The sequence below is a fragment of the Streptomyces sp. NPDC031670 genome (assembly GCF_055580545.1).
On sequence record NZ_JBVILC010000004.1, the window covers coordinates 49871 to 66815 of the forward strand.

Genomic DNA, 16945 nt, shown 5'->3' on the forward strand with positions numbered 1-16945 from the left:
CCCGCCCACCCGGGCGCGCCTCTTCGAGGCGCTTCCTCCCCCGCCGGGCCGTGTGAGGTCACGACCGCGAGAGCGTGAACGCGGCGAGGAACCCCAGGACCGTGGTGAGGCCGGCGAGCAGGTGGGCGTCTTCGAATGCCTCCGGGATCATCGTGTCCGCGATCATCGCCAGAATGGCGCCCGCGGCCACCGCGGTGATCATCGCCATCACGTTGTCGGAAGCGCCGCCCAGGAGCGTGTAGCCGGCCAGCGATGCCAGTCCCGAGATCAACGCGATCGCCGTCCACAGCCCGAAGACGTAGCCGCGACCGCGTCCCGCCTGCTTCATCCCCGCGGCGCTCGCCATCCCCTCGGGGAGATTGCTGAGGAAGACCGCTACGACCGTGGCCGTCCCCACACTTCCCCCGCCCAGCAGGCTGGTGCCGATGACCACCGACTCGGGTACACCGTCCAGGAGCGCGCCCAGAGCGATGGCACCACCCGAGCCGGGCTGTTCGCTTTCGGACGGCTGCTGGGAGCCCGACCTCTTGCGGTGACGGGCGCCGCGTGCGGCGAGCGCCACGTTCGCCAGCGAGTACACGCCCGCGCCGGCCAGCGCGCCGAGGGCCGTCGGCGCCAGGCCACCCTGCTTGTCCGCTTCCTCGATCAGGTCGTAGGAGACCGCCGAGATCAGTACGCCGCTGCCGAAGGCCATCACCAGAGCGACCCACCGGGCGGGCACCCGGAAGAGTGTGCCCGCCGCCGCGCCGACCAGCAGCGCGCTCCCCGCGAGTAGGCCCCAGCCCCCAGCAACCAGCGCTCCCACCGCATCCTCCTTCGCCCTGCTCTGCCGTGTTGTGCGCCGTTACCCGGGAAACGGGGTCCGATGCCAGGGATGCGGGGTGATCTTGAGGTCCACCGCTTCTCGTACACTGGCCGCGTGGCATTCATGAGCACCCCGCACTGCTGCTTCCTCTGAGCGGAAGACACCGAGGGTGACGTCGGACGGCGTCGCCCTCCTTGGTGTGCCTGCCGTTGAAACCACGCTCCCGCGGCTGCCTTTCCCCAGGCTATGACGCTCCGGGCGGGTGCGCAGGCACGGTCTCTTCCCTTCACACCTGCCAGGAGTGCCTCGTGCCCATACCTCTTTCCCCTGCTCTCACTCTCTCGCTGGACCTGTTGCGCTGCCCCACGTGCCGCACTGGCCGACTGCACCCCGACCGCGGCGCACTGCGCTGCCCGGCGGGGCACACCTTCGACATCGGACGCCACGGATACGCCGCCCTGCTGACGGGCACACGAGCGATCAGCGGCGACGACGCGGCCATGGCTCAGGCCCGGGCACGCTTCCTGGCGACCGACGCCTACGCTCCGATCCGCGAGGCAGTGGCTCGACTGGCGGCCGGCTCCGCGCGCGAGTCGGCCACGGTCACGGACATCGGCTGCGGCACGGGCTACTACCTGGCCGGCGTACTCGACCGGCTGCCCGGGGCCCGTGGTCTGGGGCTGGACACCTCGGTGCGGGCGCTGCGCTCGGCGGCTCGGGTCCATGACCGAGCCGCGGCGGTGGCCTGGGACGTCTTTCGCCCCTTTCCCCTGGCCGACGCGGCGGCCGACGTCGTACTGAACGTGTTCGCCCCGCGCAACCCGAGCGAGTTCCACCGGGTACTGCGTCCGACCGGCCGACTGATCGTGGTCCGCCCCACCCGGCGGCACCTCGTCGAGCTTCGCGGCCGGATACCGGCGATGGTCACCGTCCATCCGGCCAAGGAACACCACCTCCACCGGGCGCTGGACCCCTTCTTCGAGGCGGACGTGACCGAACAGGTCGAGTACCTTCTGTCCCTGCCCCGGCAGCGGGCCCTCGACCTGGTGGGTATGACACCGAGCGCCCGCCATGTGAGCGGCGCGGACCTCATGGACGGGGTTCGGCTGCCCAGTGAGGTGACCGTCTCGGTGCTGGCCACCGCATATCTGCCACGGCCGGCCCGCCCTTGATCACGGCTCGCCGCGATTACTTGGAGTGACGACCGCTGAGGCCAAAGTAGCCGGATTGCGATGGTGTTTCGGGGGTATCGGCGTGAGTACTGGGATCGACTTCAGGACGCGAGGCTGACCGGATGGACCTAGCTGGACAGGGCACGAGCTGGCCGCCCTTGGTGGAACGTTCGATATCGGTGTCGGCCGCGTTCGAGAGCAGCGAGGACATCGCCGTTGCCCGCGCCATGGCCAGGGACTTCCTGGTGGAGGTGCAGACCGTGCACGGGCTGCCGGTGTCGAAGCGGGCCATGGGGATGGTCCAGCTGGTGGTGAGCGAGCTGGTCACCAACGCCCGTAAGTACGCGCCGGGGCCCTGTCTGCTGACACTGGAAATCAGCCAGGGGGCCGTGGAAGTGACCGTCTGGGACAGCAGCACGACGCTCCCCCTGATTCTGCCGCCGGACCCGACCCGGGTGGGCCAGCACGGGCTGGAGATCGTCATGGCGGTGTGCCGCAGCTTCGAGGTGCACCGGGAGCCCGTCGGCAAGCGGGTCAGGACGGCCGTCGTCCTCGCCGACGACCCGGGTGGGGACGCGGCCGGGCGCCAGATGATGTGACGTGCCGGAGGGCTGTGCTCTCCGCGGGCTGTTCCGGTCAGCGTGAATAGTCCGCGAGGGTGAGCAGCAGGTGGGCCGACTCCGTGCGCACATGGTCGGAGTGGGCCCCCGCCGGGTTCAGGCGGCGGCCCCGCACGTACACCTCGGAGGCGTCGATGTTGACGAAGGTGTGGTCGAGTGCGGCGAGCGGGTAGCGCTCGTCGGGCGGCAGCAACCGTGTGGTGAACATGGGGGCCGGGGCCGGTCCGATACCGGAGTGCCCGATGCCGGGCTGCCGCTCGGCCCTCAGGTGCCAGAATCCCGTGGCACGGTCGTGCCGGGAGTACGTCGCGACCACCGGGCCACGGAGTGGGGCGCCGTCGTGCCCCTCGCCCGGCAGGATGTGGGAGAAGAGCGAGCCGAACGCGTCGCGGCCCGCGGCCATCTGGAACAGCAGCATGCTGTCCACGGTGAACGGGCGGGACGCCACAGGGGTGTGCGTGCTCCAGCCGAGGGTGTCGTCGAGCCGGGCGTCGGCGGCCCACTGCACCGCCTCGCACAGCAGGCGGCAGCCGAAGGAGTGCCCCATGAGGTGCAGGTACTGTCCGTCGCGGTTGGCCAGCACAGGCGCGGCCCGCGGGTCGGCCCGTTCGGTGCTCAGAGAGCCGAGCAGCCGGCCCAGGATGTGCGCGGCGTGACCGTGTCCGTCGCGGGCGCCCATGGCGTGCGCCCGGTCCCGGATCCGGCGGTAGCCGGCCGGGGTGACCGGGCTGGAGGACGGCCAGCGCACCACGACACACCAGGGGTCGAAGCCCCCGGCGGCCAGGGACGGGTACCGGTCCGGCGACGCCTCCAGGGTGTTCTGCGCCAGGCCCAGCAGCCGTGCCGCGGTGCGCAGGGCGGAACGGGGAGCCGTCTGCCAGCCGTGGACGTAGACGAAGATGTCCGTCGCCCAGGCGGGCGGGGCCAGACGCTCGGCGAAGTAGTCGCGCAGCCACTGCCCGGCCACCGGTTCACCGGATTCGCCGTCCAGCAGCCATCCGGTCTCGTCGAGGTCCACGGTCTCGACCGGGGCGCTGTGGTTCATTCCTCGCCTCCGCGTGCCAGGTCCAGACGTGCGTCCATCCCGCTGTGGAGTCCGTAGGCGAACCCCAGGGGGTTGCGGTACCGGGCGGCGAAGTGCCGGGCCAGCTCGTTGGTGATGCTGCCGGCGGTCGCCGTGCCGCGCAGGTAGCGCGTGACGAAGGCGAGCGCGTACTCGGCGGCGAACGCCTGCGGCATCGCGATGTGCGGCCCGAGCACGCCCTCGGCGCCGTGGTCGATGAGCATCCGGCCGAGAAACGCGCGGTCCGCGTTGGCCGCGGACATCCCGGTGTGGCAGGCGTTGAGCAGGACGAGCGGCCGGAAACGGCTGTGCCGGTGAGCGGCGCGCAGCTCACGGACGCTGTAGCCGTCGAACGGGGTGCCGTCGGTGAGCCGGATGGCCAGGACGGGCGGTTCGGGCGCGTTGCCGATGAACTCGCCGTGGCACCAGAAGTACGTCAACTGCTCGTCCAGGTCCGGCTTTCCGAAGTCACGGACCAGTTCGTCGTACGTCGTGCGCACCGTGCATTTTGTGCCCTCGGCCAGCGCCGTGGCCACCTCCTCCGCCCGGGTCGCGCGGCCCACGCGGGTGTCGTGGTTGAGGCTGACCGTCGGCCGCGGCGGCGCCGGGCGGGGCGGACCGATCCACGCGTACGCGGCGCCGGTGTGCTCGATCTGGTGCCGATGGCCCAGGAACCGGGCGAAGAGGGCGTCCAGGTCGGCCGCGGGCTCCATGGCGGGGTCACTCGTGCAGAGCATCGGCCAGGGCAGTTGCAGATCGGAGTCGAACCGGACCCGTAGCCTTTCCCGGGACAGCGCGGAGCGCAGATACGAGCGGAACGTCCTGGTCGGTACGTCGTCGCCGCGCAGCAGCGTGTCGAACAGCAGGGACTCCCCGGCCCGGGCCAGATCGGCCACGATGGGGAGCAGGTGTTGCTCCGGTTCGGCGCTGAGGTCGGCGGTCGTGGCGTAGGGGCGGAGCCGGTTCCGTAGATCACGGCCTTGCTCGTCGCGCGGCTGGAAGTCGACGAATCTCCTGTTCCAGTGGGCGCAGAGCCGGGCGGCGGCGCCATGGACCTCGTCGGGGCGCGCGCTCAGGTCGGCCTTGTGCTCGGTGCCATGGAGCGCCGGAAGGCAGCCGCCGGACATACGGGCCCGGATCCGGCCACCGCCGAGAACGTCGAAGCTGACACGGAGATCGGGAGGTGCCGTCTCCAGATGCGGCAGGAACCGGAAGCCGTCGCTGGGGTCCTGCACGACACGGGTGTGCAAGGTGCGGGGCATGGCGGTCAGGACCTCCCCTTGTGCGGACCGGCCGCCCCGGTGGTCCCCGCCCCGGTGGGCTCAGGACCTCCGACATCCAGGTCCGTCTCCACCTGCTGCAGGACGGCGCCGGACGGGCGGTGCAGAAAGGTGAACCGGATCCGGTGCCTCCCGGGCTCCGCCGCCATGACGCGGAACTGCGGGGAGCCGGTCTCCCCGGGGCTGTACAGAACCGTGGCGGGCACGACCTCCGCACCGCTCAGCGGCACGGCCACGATCTCCAGCAGCGGCCGGGAATCCGGGCGGGACCATGGATGCCCGGACTCGGCCACCACCTCGACGGCGAGCGGAACGGGAGTCCCGACGCGCGGATCGTCGTCCATGAGCACCACCCGAACCCGGCAGCCGGGCGGCGCCGCGCCCCCGAGCCCAGGCGATTCACCCGTACGGAGGACGTCCGCGACGGCTCCGAGTCCGGCGGCGCCCTCCGCCCACCGAGCGGCGGTCGCGCTTCCGCGGCTCAGCCGGAAGGCACCCGGTCCCCTGCCCGCCGGGTCGTTGAGACGCGGCCGTTCGGTCAGTGTCCCGCCCGTCGGCGCATAGACCACCGCATGCCGCAGATACTGCTGGGTGACCTCCAGGACGACCTGGGGCAGGACCTGCCCGAGGGCTTCGACGCTCAACACGCCGTTGGCCGCGGCCCGGCAGGCGGCCGGCCCCTGGCGCATCTTGGACGGCATGGTCTCTTCCAGCCGGCGCGACAGCTCCGCCTCCGCCGCCCGGCTCTGCTGGTCGTCGCGGTTCCAGGGGACGACCACGCTCACCCAGGGCCGGTGTTCGGCGTCGAAGGCCGCGAGCCGGGCCCGCCGGTCCTCGTCCTCCAGCGCCCACCGGTCCACCAGCAGGATCTCCGGCCGTGAGGGGGACTGCTTGCCGTCGAGGTGCAGCACCTCCTCGTCGAACGAGGAGACGGTGGTCCGGCAGTCGAGCGACCGGGCCATGTCCTCCACGACGAGCGCCAAGGGCCGCGCCGAGAACGGGTGGTAGGGGTTCCAGTCGAGCGGGCTGTCGCCGTAGTACGCCTCGTCGCGGCCCTCGGGCAGCGCGTTGCGGGTCGGCGCCACGACCGTGATGTGCAGCGTGCGAAGGTGTGCCCCGGTGGCGCCGAAGGCGCTGGGCAGCTTCCGGTAGTCGAGGGGCCGGACGGGGGCGAGGGGGGTTGCCTCGGCGACGCTGATGATGCGCTTGGCGAGCTCGTAGACCGCGCGCTCGTACTCCTCGGCGAATAGACGCTGCTTGATCAGCCCATAGAGGCCGTCGGCGACATAACGGTCGCCGAAGGCCCGGTGGTTGAACTGCAACCGCTCGGCGGGCCCGGGCAACTGCTCGGGCGGGACCGGCACCCACAGAGTCGGCACGATCGCCTCGGCCGGGCGGTTGGTACAGGCCTGGTGCTGGATGGTGCGCTGCTCGAACGCGTACCACTCGCGACCGCACATCTCGCTCGCGAAGTAGCGCGGCGAGAACAGCGGCACGAACACCCGGCAGGAGGCTAGAGCGGCGCCCAGGGACTCCGACCAGCCCTCGCCGGACCGCATCTCCCGGTCCATGAAGCCGGCGGGCGCACCGGCGGGCAGGTCGGTCATGGCCATCACATGACCGCAGAGATCACGGAAGAACCGCTCCACCCACATGTCCGGGTCGGGGCCACCCGCCCCGAACCTCGGCGTGCGCGCGTAACTCAGAAAGAAGTACGGCCGATCCGCGTCGCCCGGACGCGGCTGCGCTGATACGTGCACACGACCCCCGAAGCTCCTTCTCCTTCTTCCCGCTGCGCACCCAGCATAGGCTCGGCTCCGGACGCGGGCGGCCGATTCGCCGGCGGTCCGCTCCAGGTCTGCGGGTCGGCGGACCGTTGCGGCAGGATGCGGTTGGCAGCGATCATTGAAGACGGGGGCGCGGGATGACGACGGACGGCAACGAGATCACCGAGGCGATCGAGCAGTTGCGTACACAGCTGGCTCAGGCACAGGAGTACGGCAAGGACGCACGGCTCCAATTCCGTATCACCGAGGTGGAGATGGAGTTCCTCGTCGAGGTACGCAAGGACGCGGGGGGCTCGGGGGGCGTGCGCCTCGGCGTGGTCAAACTCGGCGCCGACGCGAAGGTGTCCCAGGGCACGACCCACCGGCTGCGCCTCAAGCTCGATGTGCGCGACACCCTGACCGGGGATCTGGCCGCGGTCTCCGACCGGCGATGACGGCTCCACCGGCCGAAGGCCCCCACGACGGGGCGCAGTTGCACCCGGGGCTCGTGGCCGTCACGGCGGGCCCGGTGGACGCCGAGGGGCGCAGGGAGTTCTCGTCCGGGCGGCTGCTCGCGCCCGCGCTGGTGCTCACCTCCCGCCATGGCGTGACGTTCCCCGACGGCCAGCACCGGCCGGACATCACCGTCAGGGCCGTCGTCGGAGGGCGGGGGGCGGTGCGTCTCACCGGCCCCGTGCCGTGCACCGTCCTCTGGCAGGGGGACGCCGGTCTCGACGCGGCGCTGCTGCGCCTCGGGGCCGACGGCAGCGGCTTCACCGAGCCGCCCGGCGTTCCCGAGCCGCGCTGGGCCGAGGTGACGGGGACCGAACCGGTCGCCGTCGCCGTGACCGGTATGTCGGCCGCCGCGGCACGCAGCACGGGCGACGGCACGGAGACCGAGACGGTACGCGGGGTGCTGGACCCACTGACGTACACGCGCAGCGACCGTTACGCCATCGACGTGTCGACCGCGTGGCCGGCCGGCTGGGACCAGTGGTCGGGCATGTCCGGCAGCGCGGTGGTCCACAAGAGCGGTGCCCTGCTGGGCGTCGTCGCGTGGAGCGACCGGCCCTACGAGGGGCGGCGGCTGACGGCCGTTCCGGTCCGGGCGCTCCTCGCGGACACCGGATTCCGGGAGGCCCTGCGAGAACTGACGGGCCATGACCCGCTGTTGCGCGCCCTGGACCCGGAACGCCCGGCCGAGTCGGCCCGGCTGCCCGCCGCGCCCGGTCCCGCCGGGGCGGTGCTCACCACGCTCAAGGCGCCGCCCCGCCAGATCGTGGACCGGGTCGCGGAGCGCCGCCGGCTGCCCGAGCTGGTCGCCGGGAGCCTCACGGGGCGACCCGAGCTGGTGCACGCCATCGTCGGGATGCCGGGCGTCGGCAAGTCCGCCCTGGCCCGGCACCTGGCCCACCAGCTCGCCGCCGACTTCCCCGACGCGCAGTTCGAACTCGACCTGTACGGCCACACCCCCGACCGGGCCCCGATGGAGGCGCACGCCGCGATGGAGGCGCTGCTGACCTGGGCGGGCATCCGCGGTGACGACGCGCCGACCCTGGACGCCAAGGCCGCGCTGTGGCGGAACTGGCTGCACGGCAGACGCGGCCTGCTGCTCCTCGACAACGCGGCATCGCTCGACCAGGTGTCCTGTCTGCTTCCCGGTGACGACAGCAGTCTCGTCCTGATCACCAGCCGGATCGCGCTGCACGACCCCGACCGCATCACGCTCACCGCGCTCGACGTGCTGCCCGCCGACGAAGCGGTACGGCTCCTGGTGGCGGGCGCCGGACTGGCCGCGGAGGAGGCGGACGACCCCGCCCTGGAGGAGATCTGCCGGGCCTGCGGGTTCCTGCCGCTGGCCGTGCAGGCGGTCGCCGCCCGGCTGCGCTTCGAGGAACCGGAGGAGCTGCTGCTCGCCATGCGGGAGACGGACTCGCCGCTCCTCGAGGTACCCGACGCCGACCGGCGGGTGGGCGCGGCGTTCGCGGTGTCCTGGCAGGCGCTGGAGACGGCGGACCCGGTGCAGGCCGCCCTGTTGCGGGTACTGGCCATGCATCCGGGTTCCGAACTGGAGGTGGAGGCGTGCGCGACGATGAACGGTATGACGGTGCGCGAGTGCCGCCGTCGGATGGCCGACCTGGCCGAGAGACATCTGTTGCAGCGCCACGGCCGGGGACGCTTCGGCTTCCACGACCTGTTCCTCGCGTACGCCCGGAGCCTGGCGGTGGCACAGGAGCCGCGGGAGCGCTGGGACGAGGCCCTCGACCGGCTCTTCACCCACCAGCTGACCCGGGGCGAGGCGGCGCGGGAGGCGCTGGCCACCGGAGCGGGCGAACCGGACGCCGCACGGGCCTGGCTGGAGGCGGAGCGCGGCAATCTGATCGCCGTGACGGTGGCCGCCGTCGAACGCCGCTCCCCGCACGCCAGACGCCTCGCCGCCCTGGCACACGCCGTCCTGGGCGGGCTGGGCGCGACCACCGAACTCGCCAGGATCTGGGCCACCATGAGGGACGCAGCCATGGCTGACCACGACCGGCCCAGCCTGGCCGACGCCCTGCGGGGCCTGGCCGATACGGAACGTACCCGAGGCGATCTGGCGGGCGCGCGGGACGACTACCGGGCCGCCCACGAGTTGTACGAGGCGCTCGGTGACCGGCGGGGGCGCGCGGACGCCCTGTGGGGGCTCGCCGAGACCGAACGCGCCCGCAGCCGCTACGACGACGCCCGTGAGCTCTTCACCGGCGCGCTGCGCGTCTACGAGGAGCTGGACGACCGGGCGGGCCGCGCCGACGCGCTCTGGGGCCTGGCCAACGTCAGCGTCTCGCAGGGCCGTTACGAGACGGCCACCGACGCCTTCCGTCAGGCGCGTGAACTGTACGCCGGGCTCACCGACCGCCGGGGCGAGGCACAGGCGCTGCGCGGGCTGGCCGACATCGCACGCAACCGGGGCCGGGGCGTGGAGGCCCACGAGGGCTACCGGGCCGCGCTGGCGACGTACGAGGAGATCGGTGACGTACGCGGGCAGGCGCAGGCGCTGCGGGGTCTGGGCCATGTGGCCCGCGTCGACGGCCGCCACGACGAGGCCGCCGACCTCTTCGTACGGGCCCGTGATCTGTCCCGTCGCATCGGCGACCGGCGCGGAGAGGCCGACATGCTTCGCGGGCTGGGCGACGTACAGCGGTTGCGGGGGCAGTACGCGCAGGCCCGCGAGACCCTGGCCCGCTCCGCCGCCGTCCACCGTGAACTGGGCAACGCGGGCGGCCTGGGCTTCACCCTGCGCGCGCTCGGTGACACCGAACGCGCCGACGGGCGCCCGGACCGGGCCCGCGCCGCGTACGACGAGGCCCGCGCGGCCTTCGAGCGCGTCGGCTCCCGGCGGGGCCTGGCCGACATCCTGTGCGCCCTCGGTGGCGTACTGCCCCGGGCCGACGAGGCACGGGCCGCGTACACCGAGGCGCTCGCCCTCTACGAGGAGCTCGGCGCGGACATCGCGGCGGCCGGGTGCCGCGAGCGGCTGGCGGCGCTCGGCGGGGAGGAGCGGACGCGGGGGTGACGGTCGGGGGCGCGCCCGGGTGCGCGGGCGCCGGCAGCCGCCGAGCGGAGCCGGCGCCGCGCAGGGCGTACGCGCCCCCTCCGCCTCTCCTCAGTCGTCGAGGGGTTCCGCCTCGTGCGCGGCGGCGATGGAGTCGATGCGGGCGGCGAGGTTGAAGTCGGCCGCCGTGAGCCGGTGGCCCGCGTCGCGGGTGGTGATGGAGAACCGCACCGTGTCCCAGCGCAGGTCGATGTCCGCGTGATGGCCGATCAGCCGCTCCACGTCCGCGACATGGACGATCAGCGCGACTCCCCCGTGATAGCGGATCGCGAAGGTCCGGGTGATCTCCTCGCCCGTCCGGCGCCAGCCGGGCACATGCCGCAGGGCGGCTTGGATCGCCGCCTCCGACAAGGGCTCGGGCCTGCTCCCGGCCATGTCCGCTCCCCTCGTTCACGGGCGCCGGCACCTCGTCGAGTTCCGGCCGACCGGGGCATCGTGCCATGCCCTCCCAGGATCAGCCAAAGGGAGTACACGGACGGGACTGGTGCCGCTCGGTCACGTCAAGTAGCTTTACGATCACTCCCCGTACGCAATCGCGTCTGATCGCGGGGCGCGAGCGTGCAGCTGATCAGAAAGGCACCCCATGCAGCACCGGCACCGCATGCGGTCTCTCTCCCGTACCTGCGTCCTCGCCTTCGCGGGTCTCCTGGCGACCGTCACCTCCTCCGCGTGCCCCGTGTCCGCAGCCCCCGCTTCCACCGAAGCCCCCGTGGCCAGGGCCGCCGAATGCCGGGGCATCGGCACGTCGTTCACCGACCGGATGCTCCCCGGGCAGTGCCTGCGCAACGGGGGCTACCGGCTGGAGATGCAGTACGACGGCAATCTGGTCCTGTACTCGGGTTCGCGCGTGTGCTGGGCGAGCGGTACGGACGGGACGGACGGTGTGTACGCGAAGTTCTCCGGGGACTGGAAGCTGGACTCTCCGTACATGACGCTGGAGTCGCAGTTCGGCGAGCTGCGGAAGTACCGGGGCAAGTACACCTACCTCCACAAGACCGGTGGCGATGTCAGCCTCAACAACAAGGGCGAAGTGTGGATCGCGTACGGGAAGATGGCCGGATGCTGACAGCGGCCGACGGGCGGGTCCGGGCACGGCGGGGAATCGGCCGGGCCGTGTCGGTGGCAGCCTTCCTCGCGGCCACCCTGCTGACCGGAGTCCCCTCCCCCTCCGCCGCCGCGACGAGTACGCCGGTCACCGCGGCGGACGTGTGCGCCGCCAACGACAACCTCGGGGAGATCGCCACCAACTTCATCTCGCGCTGCCGCCAGGCCTCCATCCGGCAGGTGTTCCCGGGGCAGCACTACGGGGACTCCCTCGGGTACATCAAGGACTGCGGGGAGAAGTCGTGCAGGACGGCCTGGAAGCTGTTGAACGACAACCGGTTCAAGAAGTAGGCCGGAGGTGACCGTGGAGAGGGGCCTCTACGTCGCCGTACTGCTGTGCGCGGCGTCGACCACGGCCGACGGCCGGGCCCCGCTCTACCAGGAGAACTTCGTCCTGCTGCGGGCTGGGGACGAAGGCGAGGCCCGCGAGAAGGCGTTCGCGCACGGCAGGCGCCTTGAGACGAGCTACGAGAACGAGCTCGGTGACACCGTCTCCTGGAAACTGCTGCACGTGGTGGACGTCAGCGAGGTCGGGCAGGGCGACCTCGACGACGGATCCGAGGTGTACACCCGGCACTTCAGGAACTACGACGCCTACAGGTCCTTCGAACCGCTGCTGTCGGGAGAAGACCTCTGACGCGTCTCCCCCTTCTCCGGGGGAACATCTCGCGCCCTCGCGCCGTACCGCATCCGCGCGGCCCCTGTCAGTCCGTAACGTTCCGGATTCTCCGGGCGGAGTGCGCGTCACTACCCTCCGAAGCGCCTGTCACACAGCGGTCGCTCGCCCCGACCGCCGCCGCGCTTCCCCCAGGAGGTCCCGTTGACCGCGCACCACCCCACCCGCAGGAGCATCCTCAAGTCCGCCGGCGGGATCACCGCCGCCACGGCCCTCGGCGCCGGAGGCGTGCTCGCGGCGGCGACGACGGCCTCGGCGGCCGACGACGGCTTCGGGCTGCACATCGTGGACCGCAACGAGAGCGACCCCAGGATGTGGTACTACCGGTTCCAGACCGACGCGATCGGCTGGAACCCCGGTGTCAACGTGCTGCTGCCGGACGACTATCACGTGAGCGGGCGCACCTACCCGGTCCTGTACCTCTTACACGGCGGTGGAACGGACCAGGACTTCATCACCTTCGACCGGGAGGGCGTCCGTCAGTGGACCGCCGGAAAGCCCATCATCGTGGTCATGCCCGACGGCGGCCACGCCGGCTGGTACTCCAACCCCGTCAGCTCCAACGTGGGACCCCGCAACTGGGAGCACTTCCACATCGACCAGCTGCTCCCCTGGGTCGAGGCCAACTTCCGGACGTTCGCCGAGTACGAGGGGCGCGCCGTGGCCGGGTTCTCCATGGGCGGCTTCGGCGCGCTCAAGTACGCCGCCAAGTACTACGGGCACTTCGCGTCCGTCAGCGCCCACTCCGGCCCCGCCAGCCTGCGCCGTGACGGTGGACTCGTCGTGCACTGGGCCAACGCCTCGGCCGCGGTCCTGGACCTGAACGGCGGCACCATCTACGGTGCACCGCTGTGGGACGAGGGCCGGGTGAACGCCGACAATCCGGTCCAGCGGATCGAGAGCTACCGCAACAAGCGGGTGTTCCTCGTCGCCGGTACCAGTCCCGACCCGGTCAACTGGTTCGACACCGTCAACGAGACCCAGGTGCTCGCCGGGCAGCGGGAGTTCCGCGGTCTGCTCGACCGGGCCGGGATTCCGCACGAGTCCTATGAGGTGCCCGGCGGCCACTTCATCCGCCACGACCTGATGCAGCGCGACATCGACGGCATCATCGACCGCCTGCGCAAGGCGTGACAGGAGGACGCACCGTGTCGCTCACCACGTCGCCGCGGCGCACCCGGCGCCCCGGGCGCGCGACGGTCGCGGCCCTGCTGCTCGGTCTGCTGGTCACGGCTCCCTCCACGGCCGCCGCCCAGACCCGTGCCCAGCCGGCCGCCCGGGCATCAGGCTTCGCTGCCGCCTGCCCGACGACCGGCTTCATCTCCCAGTACTACAGCGCCGGACACAACGGTATCGACATCGCCAACGGCCGCGGCACCCCGATCTACGCCGTCGGTGACGGCGAGGTGACGATCTCCGGGTACGAACCGGGCTACGGGCAGTGGATCCGCGTCCAGCACGCCGACGGCACCATCACCGAGTACGGCCACATGTACGAGCGGGACGTCCAGGTGGGCGACCATGTGGTGGCCGGCCAACAGATCGCCCTGATGGGCAGCGAGGGCGAGGCCACCGGCCCGCATCTGCATCTGCGGGTCTGGACGGACCCGAGCGCGAGCGTGGGGACGGACCCCCTCCCGTACCTGGCGGAACGCGGCATCGACATGCCCTGTACGCCCGGCACCGGCCCGCACCCCAAGCCGCTGGAGTATCCGGCGGAGTCGGGGCGGGTGGTGTCGGCCCGATCGTCGGACGGCCGCCTGGAGGTCTTCGCCGCCGGAGCCGACGGCGTCCACCACGCCTGGCAGACAGGCGTCAACGGCACCTGGTCCGACTGGGAACCCCTCGGCGGCCCCGGCAGCGCCGAACTCGCGATCGGCCCCAACGCCGACGGACGCCTGGAGGTCTTCGCCATCAACGGCGACACCTTCCAGCACCGCTATCAACTCTCCCCCTCCGGCGCCTGGTCCGGCTGGGAAACCTTCGGCGGCGGCGGACGGGACATCGCCGTCGGCACCAACGGCGACGGCCGCCTGGAAGCCTTCGCCTCCGGACCCACCGGCGTATTCCACCGCTACCAGACCGCACCCAACAGCGGATGGTCGGAGTGGGAGAGCACCGGTGGCGGTCCCGCCAACAGCCGTATCGAGATGGAGAAGTCGCCCGACGGGCGTCTGGAAGCCTTCGCGATCAACGGCGGGGTGTTCCAGCACCAGTACCAGACAGCCGTCAACGGCGCCTGGTCGGCCTGGGAGGACTTCGGCGGCGGCGGCCATGATCTCACCGTGGACCACAACCAGGACGGACGCCTGGAGGTCTTCGCCTCCGGACCCGCCGGAGTCTTCCACCGCTACCAGACCGACCGGGCCAGCTGGTCCGGGTGGGAAGGGATGGGCGGGCCCGCCGACTCACAGCTCACCAGCCAGCCGACCGCCGACGGCCGCGTGGAGGTCTTCGCGATCAACAGCACCGTCGCCGAGCACCTGTGGCAGACCGGCGTCAACGCCCCGTACGGCCCGTGGGACACCTTCGGCGGGGGCGGTACGGAAGTCACCGCGGTGGCCAACGCGGACGGTCGTATCGAGGTGTTCGGCACGAGCCGCGCCGGCGTCCACCACAAGTGGCAGACGGGCTTCGCGACCTGGTCCGAATGGGCCTGGCTCAACACCACTTCCGGCCCCGCCGTCAATTGAGGAGACAGCACGTGAGAACCGTGCAACGCGCCCACCGCGCACCCCATCGCGTCGTCCTGGCGACCGCCGCCTCGCTCCTGCTCGGGGCGGGCGTCCTGGTGGGCGCGTCGCCCGCGTACGCCGCGCCGAGCGATCTGTGCGCCCAGGTCGGCTACAACGCGGGCTTCCGGGGCGAGAGCCTGGTGACCGCCGTCGCGGTCGCGCTCGCCGAGTCCAGCTGTGACCCGACGGCCACCAACGTACAGAACAACACGCCTCCCTCCACCGACCGCGGCCTGTGGCAGATCAACAGCTACTGGCACCGCGAGGTGGACGATGCCTGCGCCTTCGACCCGCAGTGCAACGCGAACGCGGCCTACACCATCTCCTCCGGCGGTACCAACTGGCAGCCCTGGTCCACCTACAACGCGGGCGCCCACCTGCGGCACATGGACGAGGCGCGGGCGGCGGTGGACCGGCTGGGCCACCACGAGCCCGGGCCCGCCCCTCTGGTGTATCCGGCGGAGTCGGGGCGGGTGGTGTCGGCCCGATCGTCGGACGGCCGCCTGGAGGTCTTCGCCGCCGGAGCCGACGGCGTCCACCACGCCTGGCAGACAGGCGTCAACGGCACCTGGTCCGACTGGGAACCCCTCGGCGGCCCCGGCAGCGCCGAACTCGCGATCGGCCCCAACGCCGACGGACGCCTGGAGATGTTCGCCATCAACGGCAACACCTTCCAGCACCGCTACCAACTCTCCCCCTCCGGCGCCTGGTCCGGCTGGGAAACCTTCGGCGGCGGCGGACGGGACATCGCCGTCGGCACCAACGGCGACGGCCGCCTGGAAGCCTTCGCCTCCGGACCCACCGGCGTATTCCACCGCTACCAGACCGCACCGAACGGCAGCTGGTCGGAGTGGGAGTCCGCGGGAGGCGGCCCGGCCAACGGCAGGATCGAGATGGAGAAGTCCGCCGACGGGCGCCTCGAAGTCTTCGCGATCAACGGTGACGCCTTCCAGCACCAGTACCAGACAGCCGTCAACGGCGCCTGGTCGGCCTGGGAGGACTTCGGCGGCGGCGGGCACGATCTCACCGTGGACCACAACCAGGACGGACGCCTGGAGGTCTTCGCCTCCGGACCCGCCGGAGTCTTCCACCGCTACCAGACCGACCGCGCCAGCTGGTCCGGGTGGGAACCCACCGGCGGCCCCGCCGACTCCCAGGTGAGCAGCGAACGCTCGCCCGACGGCCGGGTGGAGGTCTTCGCCATCAACGGCACCGTGGCCCAGCACCTGTGGCAGACCGGCGTGAACGCTCCATACGGCCAGTGGGACACCTTCGGCGGCGGCGGTACGGAAGTCACCGCCGCCACCAACGCCGACGGCCGCATCGAGGTGTTCGGAACAAGCCACGCCGGCGTCTACCACAAGTGGCAGACCGGTATGTCGACCTGGTCCGAATGGTCCTGGCTCAACACCGGTCCCGGCCCGGCAGTCAACTGAGCGCACGAACGGTCCCTTCACCGCGCGAACGGTCCCTTCGGGGAAGAGCCATGCATCCGATCAGCAGGCGGGCGCCTGCTGCGTACGGCCGGGGCGGGAGCACTCGTGCTCCCGCTCGCGGCCCGTACCGCCGTCTCGTCCTCAGCCGCCGCCGGCCCACCGCCCCACCAGTGGATCGGCGCCGGTCCCTTCACACCCGTCCACGACCCGTCCACGCCCGGCCGGCGCCGCTACCTCAACGACCACATCCTGCTCCGGGCGGACGGCCGCCGGCACCTGTTCGCCATCGTCGGCGACAGCGCGCCGCCCGGCGAGGCCCCGGACAGCGGCGCCGAGACGGCGCCTGGTCGTCCTGGGACCGCTTCGGTACGGCTGCCGGTGCCGCCCCGCGGGTGAGCCGCGACGGCGGCGGGCGGTTGACCGTCGCCGCTATCGCCCCGCCCGGTACGGCGGCCTTCCAACGGCGCCAGTCGGTGCCCAGCGGCGGCTGGGACGACTGGCAGGCACTGTCCGGCTGGTCCGCCGCGGCCCCGCTGTTCGTCGAAACATTCGAGCCGGCCGTCGGCGCCGGGGCTCCGTCGGCGGCGGCCGACGCGACCGGCCGGCCGGCCGCGCCCGCCCTCCCCGTACCGCATCGCCCCTGTTCCGGCCCTTCGCGGCGGCGCGCCGAAGTGGCGCAAGCCGCGCGGTGAAACG

General features: G+C 72.0%; 17 protein-coding genes. 12 read left to right on the forward strand and 5 right to left on the reverse strand.

Annotation, left to right across the window (positions count from 1 at the left end; all coding sequences use genetic code 11):
* Window positions 1-58: 58 nt before the first annotated feature.
* On the reverse strand, window positions 59-805 hold the full coding sequence (locus ACZ5ID_RS09715; protein WP_468895194.1) for a ZIP family metal transporter: 747 nt from the start codon (window positions 803-805) through the stop codon (window positions 59-61).
* A gap of 308 nt (window positions 806-1113) precedes the next feature.
* Between ACZ5ID_RS09715 and ACZ5ID_RS09720 the strand changes: the two genes are divergently transcribed.
* Both ACZ5ID_RS09720 and ACZ5ID_RS09725 read left to right on the forward strand, forming a co-directional pair.
* A complete protein-coding gene (locus ACZ5ID_RS09720) occupies window positions 1114-1977 on the forward strand; it encodes a methyltransferase domain-containing protein (protein ID WP_468895195.1) in 864 nt (287 codons plus the stop codon).
* A gap of 122 nt (window positions 1978-2099) precedes the next feature.
* Window positions 2100-2576, forward strand: coding sequence for an ATP-binding protein (locus ACZ5ID_RS09725; protein ID WP_468895197.1), 477 nt, complete (start codon window positions 2100-2102; stop codon window positions 2574-2576).
* A gap of 37 nt (window positions 2577-2613) precedes the next feature.
* On the opposite strand, the gene ACZ5ID_RS09730 is transcribed toward ACZ5ID_RS09725, so the two are convergent.
* From ACZ5ID_RS09730 to ACZ5ID_RS09740, 3 genes are read right to left on the reverse strand one after another with little or no spacing between them, the layout of a single operon-like run.
* Window positions 2614-3642, reverse strand: a complete 1029-nt coding sequence (locus tag ACZ5ID_RS09730) for a hypothetical protein (RefSeq protein ID WP_468895200.1) — start codon at window positions 3640-3642, stop codon at window positions 2614-2616.
* Window positions 3639-4922 (reverse strand): CHAT domain-containing protein, encoded by a 1284-nt coding sequence (locus tag ACZ5ID_RS09735; protein ID WP_468895201.1) that lies wholly within the window; start codon window positions 4920-4922, stop codon window positions 3639-3641. The genes ACZ5ID_RS09730 and ACZ5ID_RS09735 overlap by 4 nt, the downstream gene beginning before the upstream one ends.
* Window positions 4923-4927: 5 nt before the next feature.
* Window positions 4928-6700, reverse strand: a complete 1773-nt coding sequence (locus ACZ5ID_RS09740) for a TIR-like protein FxsC (RefSeq protein ID WP_468895204.1) — start codon at window positions 6698-6700, stop codon at window positions 4928-4930.
* Between the two features lie 164 nt (window positions 6701-6864).
* On the opposite strand from ACZ5ID_RS09740, the gene ACZ5ID_RS09745 reads away from it, so the two are divergent.
* Complete coding sequence (locus tag ACZ5ID_RS09745; protein ID WP_468895207.1) at window positions 6865-7161, forward strand: trypco2 family protein; 297 nt, start codon at window positions 6865-6867, stop codon at window positions 7159-7161.
* Window positions 7158-10259 (forward strand): tetratricopeptide repeat protein, encoded by a 3102-nt coding sequence (locus ACZ5ID_RS09750; protein ID WP_468895210.1) that lies wholly within the window; start codon window positions 7158-7160, stop codon window positions 10257-10259. The genes ACZ5ID_RS09745 and ACZ5ID_RS09750 overlap by 4 nt, the downstream gene beginning before the upstream one ends.
* A gap of 90 nt (window positions 10260-10349) precedes the next feature.
* On the opposite strand, the gene ACZ5ID_RS09755 is transcribed toward ACZ5ID_RS09750, so the two are convergent.
* Window positions 10350-10673 carry a 4a-hydroxytetrahydrobiopterin dehydratase gene (locus tag ACZ5ID_RS09755; protein ID WP_468895213.1) on the reverse strand — a complete coding sequence of 108 codons (324 nt, stop codon included), beginning with the start codon at window positions 10671-10673 and terminating at the stop codon, window positions 10350-10352.
* Between the two features lie 208 nt (window positions 10674-10881).
* Between ACZ5ID_RS09755 and ACZ5ID_RS09760 the strand changes: the two genes are divergently transcribed.
* From ACZ5ID_RS09760 to ACZ5ID_RS09795, 8 genes are all read left to right on the forward strand, one after another.
* On the forward strand, window positions 10882-11364 hold the full coding sequence (locus tag ACZ5ID_RS09760) for a hypothetical protein (RefSeq protein ID WP_468895215.1): 483 nt from the start codon (window positions 10882-10884) through the stop codon (window positions 11362-11364).
* Window positions 11358-11693, forward strand: a complete 336-nt coding sequence (locus tag ACZ5ID_RS09765) for a hypothetical protein (protein ID WP_468895218.1) — start codon at window positions 11358-11360, stop codon at window positions 11691-11693. Before ACZ5ID_RS09760 ends, ACZ5ID_RS09765 begins: the two co-directional genes overlap by 7 nt.
* 7 nt (window positions 11694-11700) lie before the next feature.
* Window positions 11701-12039, forward strand: a complete 339-nt coding sequence (locus ACZ5ID_RS09770) for a DUF4288 domain-containing protein (RefSeq protein ID WP_468895220.1) — start codon at window positions 11701-11703, stop codon at window positions 12037-12039.
* 183 nt (window positions 12040-12222) lie between these two features.
* Complete coding sequence (locus ACZ5ID_RS09775) at window positions 12223-13212, forward strand: alpha/beta hydrolase (protein ID WP_468895223.1); 990 nt, start codon at window positions 12223-12225, stop codon at window positions 13210-13212.
* A 14-nt stretch (window positions 13213-13226) separates the two neighbouring features.
* Entirely contained in the window at window positions 13227-14771 is a 1545-nt protein-coding gene (locus ACZ5ID_RS09780) for a DUF8189 domain-containing protein (RefSeq protein WP_468895226.1), read from the forward strand.
* Between the two features lie 11 nt (window positions 14772-14782).
* Window positions 14783-16249 carry a DUF8189 domain-containing protein gene (locus ACZ5ID_RS09785; RefSeq protein ID WP_468895229.1) on the forward strand — a complete coding sequence of 489 codons (1467 nt, stop codon included), beginning with the start codon at window positions 14783-14785 and terminating at the stop codon, window positions 16247-16249.
* Window positions 16250-16354: 105 nt separating this feature from the next.
* Window positions 16355-16645 carry a hypothetical protein gene (locus tag ACZ5ID_RS09790; RefSeq protein WP_468895232.1) on the forward strand — a complete coding sequence of 97 codons (291 nt, stop codon included), beginning with the start codon at window positions 16355-16357 and terminating at the stop codon, window positions 16643-16645.
* Window positions 16642-16941: a hypothetical protein gene (locus ACZ5ID_RS09795; protein ID WP_468895235.1), complete on the forward strand. Its 300-nt coding sequence runs from the start codon at window positions 16642-16644 to the stop codon at window positions 16939-16941. The genes ACZ5ID_RS09790 and ACZ5ID_RS09795 overlap by 4 nt, the downstream gene beginning before the upstream one ends.
* The last annotated feature ends 4 nt before the right edge of the window (window positions 16942-16945 follow it).